The sequence below is a fragment of the Shewanella sp. BC20 genome, assembly GCF_003129585.1.
In the GTDB taxonomy this organism is placed as follows: domain Bacteria; phylum Pseudomonadota; class Gammaproteobacteria; order Enterobacterales; family Shewanellaceae; genus Shewanella; species Shewanella seohaensis.
Window position 1 is genome coordinate 75,874 of record NZ_NHRI01000020.1, and the last position, 8,254, is coordinate 84,127.

At 49.5% G+C, this 8,254-nt stretch carries 7 protein-coding genes; 2 read left to right on the plus strand and 5 right to left on the minus strand.

All coding sequences use genetic code 11. The features are described 5' to 3' along the window. Positions 1-11 precede the first annotated feature (11 nt). Both CBX96_RS18085 and CBX96_RS18090 read left to right on the plus strand, forming a co-directional pair. Entirely contained in the window at positions 12-1,094 is a 1,083-nt protein-coding gene (locus CBX96_RS18085; protein WP_011623099.1) for an efflux RND transporter periplasmic adaptor subunit, read from the plus strand. After that, positions 1,091-4,186, plus strand: coding sequence for an efflux RND transporter permease subunit (locus tag CBX96_RS18090; protein ID WP_011626494.1), 3,096 nt, complete (start codon positions 1,091-1,093; stop codon positions 4,184-4,186). Before CBX96_RS18085 ends, CBX96_RS18090 begins: the two co-directional genes overlap by 4 nt. 49 nt (positions 4,187-4,235) lie before the next feature. On the opposite strand, the gene CBX96_RS18095 is transcribed toward CBX96_RS18090, so the two are convergent. The 5 genes from CBX96_RS18095 to CBX96_RS18115 all read right to left on the minus strand — a co-directional run bounded on the left by CBX96_RS18095 (position 4,236) and on the right by CBX96_RS18115 (position 7,875). Next, positions 4,236-4,709 (minus strand): GNAT family N-acetyltransferase, encoded by a 474-nt coding sequence (locus CBX96_RS18095; protein ID WP_109287614.1) that lies wholly within the window; start codon positions 4,707-4,709, stop codon positions 4,236-4,238. A 101-nt stretch (positions 4,710-4,810) separates the two neighbouring features. Then, on the minus strand, positions 4,811-5,566 hold the full coding sequence (locus tag CBX96_RS18100; protein WP_109287615.1) for a sulfite exporter TauE/SafE family protein: 756 nt from the start codon (positions 5,564-5,566) through the stop codon (positions 4,811-4,813). Between the two features lie 225 nt (positions 5,567-5,791). After that, complete coding sequence (locus CBX96_RS18105) at positions 5,792-6,103, minus strand: cytoplasmic protein (RefSeq protein ID WP_109287616.1); 312 nt, start codon at positions 6,101-6,103, stop codon at positions 5,792-5,794. 31 nt (positions 6,104-6,134) lie between these two features. After that, on the minus strand, positions 6,135-6,737 hold the full coding sequence (locus CBX96_RS18110; protein ID WP_109287617.1) for a DJ-1/PfpI family protein: 603 nt from the start codon (positions 6,735-6,737) through the stop codon (positions 6,135-6,137). Positions 6,738-6,843: 106 nt separating this feature from the next. After that, complete coding sequence (locus tag CBX96_RS18115; protein ID WP_258294904.1) at positions 6,844-7,875, minus strand: hypothetical protein; 1,032 nt, start codon at positions 7,873-7,875, stop codon at positions 6,844-6,846. Positions 7,876-8,254 lie beyond the last annotated feature (379 nt).

An 8,254-nucleotide genomic window follows, 5' to 3' on the forward strand; every position in this document is an offset into this window, starting at 1 on the left:
TTGGAAGCCAGATGAAAAAAATCATAATTATCATCGCTATTTTGGCTGCGGGCTGGTTTGGATACCAAAGTATGCAACCCCAAGCACCGCAGAAAGCTAATGTTAAGCTCACCCCTAATGTGGTCATCGCGACTGCCGCTATGGCGCCCGTGCGTGACGAAGTCGAAGCCATAGGCACCAACAAGGCCTATGAGTCTGTCACTATCACGCCTAAAGTCACCGATGTAGTCACCTCACTCAAGTTTGATGATGGCGATATCGTCAAAAAGGGCGACTTATTGGTGCAACTGCAAAATGCCGAGCAGATAGCCAAAGTGAAAGTGGCTCAGGTTAAGGTGAGTGACAACCAGCGCGAGTTAGCGCGGATCAGCTCTCTGGTGACCAGCCGCACTGTGGCGGAGTTAGAACGTGACCGCCTGCAAACCTTAATCGATACCACCCGCGCCGAGTTAGAGCAGGCACAATCCTCCCTGAATGATCGCAGCATAGTGGCGCCCTTTAATGGTCGTTTAGGCCTGCGCCAAGTGAGTGTGGGTAGCCTTGTGACTCCGGGGACTGAGATCACCACGCTCGATGATATATCTAAGATTAAATTGGACTTTTCGGTGCCTGAGCGCTTTATTCAAGACTTACAGCCCGGTAAACAAGTCGAAGCCAAAGCCGTGGCGTTTCCCGATGAAATCTTTAAAGGCAAAGTGATTTCTATCGATAGCCGTGTTAATCCAACCACTCGTGCCGTGATTGTGCGCGCCGAAATCCCAAATCCGGATTTACGTTTACTGCCCGGCATGCTGATGAAGGTGAAACTCATCAAGCGCAGCCGTGAGGCCTTGATGTTGCCTGAGTCGGCGATTATCCCAATCCAAAAAGAGCATTTTGTTTACAGCGTTAATAAAGACAATGTGATTGAGCGTAAGCAAGTCACCATTGGTATTCGGACCCGCGGCTGGGTGGAAATCCTCGGTGGTTTAGAGATTGGTGAAAATGTGGTGATCCGCGGGTTACTCAAAGTGCACCCAGGCGATGTGGTCAAAACCGAATTGGCTGAGAAGTTTAGCTATCTTTCCGATGCTAATGCGGAGCCAAGTGTATGATCCTGACAGATCTTTCCGTTAAACGACCGGTATTTGCCTCGGTTATTAGCTTATTGCTGGTGGCCTTTGGTTTAGTGGCATTCGATAAGTTACCGCTACGGGAATACCCTAACATCGACCCGCCGATTGTTTCGATTGAAACCAACTATCGCGGCGCCAGTGCCGCCGTGGTTGAGAGCCGTATCACCCAGCTGATTGAAGATAGGATCAGCGGCGTCGAAGGTATTCGCCATGTGAGTTCATCGAGCAGCGATGGTCGCTCGCAGGTGACCTTAGAGTTCGATATCAGCCGCAACATTGAAGATGCGGCCAACGACGTACGCGACAGAATTTCGGGCCTGTTAGATAACTTACCCGAAGAAGCCGATCCCCCAGAGGTACAAAAGGCCAACGGTGGCGATGAAGTGATTATGTGGCTCAACCTAGTGTCGGATCAAATGACCACATTAGAGCTGACCGATTACACCCGTCGTTATTTATCCGACCGTCTGTCCGTGGTGGACGGGGTGTCGATGATCCGTATTGGTGGTGGCAAAGTTTACGCCATGCGCGTGTGGCTCGACAGACAAGCCCTAGCATCCCGAAGCCTTACAGTGGCCGATGTTGAAGCCGCGTTAAGGGCTGAAAACGTTGAGTTGCCCGCAGGTTCGCTCGAGTCCAAGGAGCGCCATTTTACCGTACGTTTAGAGCGTAGTTATCGCACCGCTGAGGATTTTGCCAATTTGGTGATTTCCCAAGGAGAAGATGGCTATTTAGTCAAACTTGGCGATGTGGCTAAGGTGGAAATTGGCTCGGAAGAAGAGCGCATCATGTTCCGCGGCAACAAGGAGGCCATGATTGGTCTTGGGGTGTCGAAACAGTCGACCGCCAACACCTTAGAAGTGGCCCGCGCTGTTAACGCCTTAGTCGATAAAATCAATCCAACCTTACCCGCTGGCATGTCGATTAAACGTAGCTACGACAGCTCAGTGTTTATCGAAGCCTCGATTAAAGAGGTGTACCAAACCCTGTTCACCGCCATGGTGCTGGTGATCATCGTGATTTATCTGTTCCTTGGCAGCGTGCGCGCCATGTTAATCCCCGCGATTACCGTGCCCGTGTCTTTGCTTGGGACGTTTATCGTGCTCTATGCGCTAGGATACACAATCAACCTATTGACGCTGCTTGCGATGATCCTCGCTATCGGTATGGTGGTAGACGATGCAATTGTGATGCTGGAAAACATTCACCGACGTATCGAAGAAGGGGATTCGCCCTTAAAGGCGGCATTCTTGGGCGCCCGTGAAGTGGCCTTTGCGGTTATCGCCACCACCTTAGTGCTAGTGGCGGTATTTATGCCGATCACTTTCCTCGAAGGGGACTTAGGTAAGCTCTTTAAGGAGTTTGCGGTGGCCATGAGCGCGGCGGTGATCTTCTCCAGTATCGTGGCCTTAACCTTAAGCCCGATGATGTGTTCTAAGCTGCTTAAACCCGCGTCGCAGGATTCGTGGTTAGTGCGTAAGGTCGATAGCATAATGACGGGGATTTCCCGTGGCTATCAGAGTTCGCTTGAGAAGGCGATGGCAAGACCTGTGCTGATGTCGGTATTAGTCTTGATTGCGCTCGGGAGCAGTGTGCTGCTCGCCCAAAAAGTGCCGCAGGAATTTGCGCCTCAGGAGGACCGGGGTTCGTTATTTTTGATGGTGAACGGGCCGCAGGGCGCGAGTTACGAATATATCGAATCCTACATGAACGAAGTGGAAAACCGCCTAATGCCGTTGGTTGACTCGGGCGACATTAAACGCTTGCTGATCCGTGCGCCCCGTGGCTTTGGCCGCGCCGCAGACTTCTCTAATGGTATGGCGATTATCGTGCTCGAAGATTGGGGACAACGTCGCCCAATGAAAGAAGTGATAGGCGATATTAACAAGCGCCTCGCGGATTTAGCCGGTGTACAAGCTTTCCCTGTGATGCGCCAAGCCTTTGGCCGTGGCGTGGGTAAACCTGTGCAGTTTGTGATTGGTGGCCCAAGCTACGAAGAGTTGGCCCGCTGGCGCGACATTATGATGGAAAAGGCGGCGGAAAATCCTAAACTGCTTGGCCTTGACCACGACTATAAAGAGACCAAACCGCAGCTTAGAGTCGTGATCGACAGGGACAGGGCGGCCAGCCTTGGGGTATCGATTTCCAATATCGGTCGCACCTTGGAATCGATGCTGGGTTCGCGTTTAGTCACCACCTTTATGCGTGATGGCGAAGAGTATGATGTGATTGTGGAAGGGGAACGCAGTAACCAAAATACTGCGGCCGATCTGCAAAATATCTATGTTCGCTCCGAACGGACCAAGGAGCTGATCCCACTGTCAAACTTAGTCACGGTCGAAGAGTTTGCCGATGCCAGCTCCCTTAACCGTTATAACCGTATGCGGGCGATTACCATTGAGGCCAGCTTGGCAGATGGTTATAGCCTAGGTGAAGCGCTGGATTACCTCAATCAAGTGGCGCGTGCTTACCTGCCTGCGGAAGCGGTGATCAGCTATAAGGGACAATCTTTGGATTATCAAGAGTCTGGCAGCTCAATGTACTTTGTGTTCCTGCTGGCTCTGGGGATTGTATTCCTAGTATTAGCGGCGCAGTTCGAAAGCTATATTCACCCTATGGTGATCATGCTGACGGTACCGCTGGCCACAGTTGGCGCCTTGATTGGGCTGTGGTTTACGGGCCAGAGTCTCAATATCTACAGCCAGATTGGGATTATTATGCTGGTGGGCCTTGCGGCGAAAAACGGTATTCTTATCGTCGAATTTGCCAACCAGTTGCGGGATAAGGGCGTCGATTTCGACCGCGCGATTATTCAAGCCTCTTGTCAGCGTTTACGCCCCATCCTAATGACGGGGATTACCACTGCCGCGGGAGCCGTACCTCTGGTATTGGCCGCAGGAGCGGGGGCGGAAACCCGCTTCGTGATTGGTGTGGTGGTGCTTTCGGGCATTATGCTGGCGACCTTGTTCACTATCTTTGTGATCCCAACCGCCTACGGTCTCTTTGCCCGTAACAGCGGCTCGCCAGAAGCGATTGCCCAGCAATTAGATAAGGAGTTGGCGCAGGATTAATCCCACGCGAACACTTAGCCAAAATAGGCGCTTAAGTTCACTTAAGCGCCTATTTTATTTGGGCGAAATCATTTTGGGCGAAATCACTTTGGGTAACGTCAACGGCTTGAATATAGCGAAAGGAGGTTTTCTCAAAGCCAATGGACTCGTAGTAAGCTTGGGTCTGCTCGCGGCGCATAGAGGTGGTGACCTCAAGCTGACAACAACCCCGCTCACTTGCTCTGTCTTTTGCAAAGTCAATCAGTTGCGTCCCCACGCCTAAACCGCGACTCGCTTCAGTCACCACTAAGGCGGTAATGCGGCAGATTTGCTGCTGTGAGGGAAAATAATCAAAAAAGATCAAACTTATCAGCCCAACTATGTCTCCCTCAGACTCGGCGAGATAGATTTCATCCGATCTTTTGGGAGCATCGAGATACTGCTGTAATTGCGCCTCAGTTGCACTGTAACCCAGCTGTAACAGTAAGTTAGCCATGGCGTTAAGGTCTGTTATCTGTGCTTGTCTAATTGCAATAAAGCCCATCATGCTTCCTTATTCTGCCCAGTCCCAAGATTTCTATTAAGCAGGTAGTCTGCCAATACATGACTCTTGAGGTTGACATATTTTAGGCTAACACAAAGGGGTTAACGCATAAAAAATCCCACACTCATGGCGAAACCGACAAGCACAATAAAACCCCGCAACAGGGATTGGGGAATGCGATAAGCCAGCGCGGCGCCAAGATAGCCGCCAACAATGGCCATAATGGCAAGCAGTAATAGATATTGCCCGTCAATTAGATTACCTAGGGCGTAAATCACCACGGCAATGGTGGTGAGTAGAGCGGAGAGTAAATTCTTAAGTCCGTTCATCCCATGTAATTGGGTCTGGCCGAGTAGCCCAAAGGTGGCGAGTAAAATAATCCCTAATCCCCCATTAAAATAACCACCATAAATACAGACGAGACACAGAATCATCATTGCAGTCAGTGGCTTGACGGTATTCACTCGGGTGATGCTGGCATTCGCTAAGCGTTTTTTCAGTAACCAAGGCCCACCAATAAAGGCGAGGGTGGCCAGCAAAATCAGCCAAGGGACGAGATAAGCGAACACTTGCTCGCTGGTGCTTAGCAGAATCGCCGCGCCTAGGCATCCGCCAGCTATCGCAATCAGGCACAGGGTTTTTAGATTAAGATTTGCAGGATATTCAATCTCTTTTCGAAAACGCCAGGCACTGGCAAGGTAGCCGGGGAGCAGGGCGGCAGTGCCCGTCGCGTTAGCCAACAGTGGCGGCACGCCAACAAACACAAGGGCAAATAAGGTGATAAAGCTGCCACCGCCCGCCACCGCATTTAGCATGCCGCCGAGTAAGCCTGCGAGGGCGATCAGTAACCAATCCATAGTGAATGCTCCGCTGCTATTGACGTGTAGAAGTTGAACGTCAATTGCTTATAAAAACATCACCTTAACAGTAAGTTACTCAGATGAAAAGCCATCAATATTGTAAGTCGCGGCAGATTGATTGGCTTTATTATGTGGTCTGAATTGGTTTTGGTAGATAGCCTTGGCATTAATTGTTCTGCCGCTAGATTCATCTAACGTTATTAAGGCTTGGCACTGATGTATTTATTCTGCATGGAACAGTCCTGAAGCAAATATCGCGGTGGCTATGGCCAAGTATTGATCGCTAAATACTTCTTCTTCCCAGCAATGTTGCCCACGCTCTTGATAGTACACATGGTAGCTGGCATTCGATGGCGTAGCGATGCAGTACCAACCATCAAACGTCTGCTTGCTAAAGTTGACCCAATACTGCGCATCCGCTTGTTTGATCTGCTGGACTAGCGCTTCATCTTGCGCCAATAGCGCCGCCAGTTCGGCTGCGCTGGTGAGTTTGTGTTCGGTTTTTAACTGATTGAGTAGTGCTTTGAGTGTCATTATTGAAGGCCTTTTATCCTGAGGCGCTGTGTTAGCGAATCGCTGAGGCAATCGAGGATTCGATTAAAGCTTCAAACACATCGGCTTGGCCTGCGGGGATCAGTTGCCGATGAATTTCGCGGCGCTTTGCACTGTCAAATAAACGCTCCGCTACCCAACCCGTTAAATAGAGTGAGGACAGACAACCTCCCGCGGTGGCAATATTGCCATTGATCACCAGAGCTGAGTCTTCCACCTCCACCCCCATGGCCACTAATGCGGGTTTGGCATCGGGATGCGTCGTCGCCGAAATATTGTCGAGTAAGCCTAACTTGGCAAAGAAGAATGAGCCCGCACAAATACTGCCAAGCAATTGCCGTGCAGGGTCTAATTTAAGGGCCGACATAAACTCAGGATCCGCAAGTGCGGCAGGTACGCCTTTGTAGCCACTGCTGAATAATACCACGTCAGCATCGGCGACTTGCGCGACATGACCATCGGTTTCTACCGTCATCCCCAAACTCGACCTGTGGCTAGGTTTGGTCCCGAGCACTTTGACTGTCCAATCGGTTGTTGTGCGGCCGAGAATATCGCGCATTAAAAAGAAATCGATATCGGTAAATTCATCAAATATCACAATCGCAATCTGGTACATCCTTTGTCCTCTTGTTTGCATTGGGATGACTTAAGGCTTGAATAGGCTCAGCCTTACGTCAGGGTTATCAATATGGGGTTATTGGAATGCATGGTTAATCAACATCTTAACCAGCACTTAACGATGGGAGCCGCTTGGCAAAAATAGCATGGGCATTAAAATCTTGGCTTTGCATTCTGGTTAATGTCTGGGTTAACACGTCATCAGCCGCATCTTCAATCCGCTGGATCTTCTCTGCTGCGACATAGTCGCTAAAGGCTGTGGAGACTTGCTCAAACAACGATGTTATATCGCCAAATGCGGGATGACTGAATTGCGGGTTAGGCAACCCCCTAAGGGATCGCAGTTTTAGCAGCATTAACGCAGTCAATGGTAAATATGCGTGTGGCCCACTATCAAACTCAAAAAAGCACTTTTTATCGCCGATAACTGCTTGCTCTACCTGATGGTCACACAGGGTTTGCAACATAGTGCGAACAAACACCTCATCTTGAGTATCCCAGTTATCTAGAAATTCAGCATAGGGAAAGGAGGCTGTTTTACGAAGTGTCACTTGTACTTCAGTAGCAAAAGGCGGCTCAATAACACCCAAATATCGCCCATATAACAACACCAAAAAATCACCGATAAACCCGTGGGAACGAATTATCCAGCCAGCGCGCCAGGCGGTGGCGTTCGCATTATATAACTCATCCGCTTCAGCTTTTAGTCCTACTAACAACATAATCACAAGCTGAAATGCTCGTTCTGTTGCCCACATGGCATTAGCAATCTCACCTTTTGTTTCAATCTCGCGGTAAAAACGATAGTAGTCAATCGCAGTATCAAAATAACCATATGCTAGTGAGCACATCAATGGTTTAGCTTCAAGTATACCTGATTCGATATAGGTAAGCTGGGCCAGATAACCCCAATGGCGTTTGGGTACACCAAACTCAGCCCCAAATAATTGCCATTGACGAAAATCCTTATCGAATTCACGGTATTGCTTTACTCTTTCAAAACTATCAGTCTTCCCGCTATTGATATAATCGGTTAGTAGATGTTGATTGCGGGGAAATACATCTTGAGCATAATCGCGCATATGCTTACGACTGCGACTGCGTTTATTGAGATATTTAGCTAACAACTTGAGCATCCTTAGTATTTAGGCTGCGGCAAGTTTACCGCAACTGCATACAGGGGGGCTAACTGTGAAGTAAAACGACTATACAAGTCATCCATGCACACGATTTATAAAGTAGGGTTGAATACGCAGAACATTGCAGCAAACAGCGCTGATGCGTTGGCGACCATCGAAAAAAGGGACTTTTTCGTTGAGCCCCCAAGGATGGGTTTACGGCGTGTCGCCAGAGCATAAGTGCTGTTGCACTCGACAGTTAAGCAAAGCAGTAAAGAATCCGCCTTCTTAGAAGGCGGCTTTGATTTGCCCCTGGAAGGGGCTATTTCCTTACACCTACTTCATCTGTAGCGACAATTGAGCATCATGCTCTAGATCTTGCTTATCTTGATGGCGA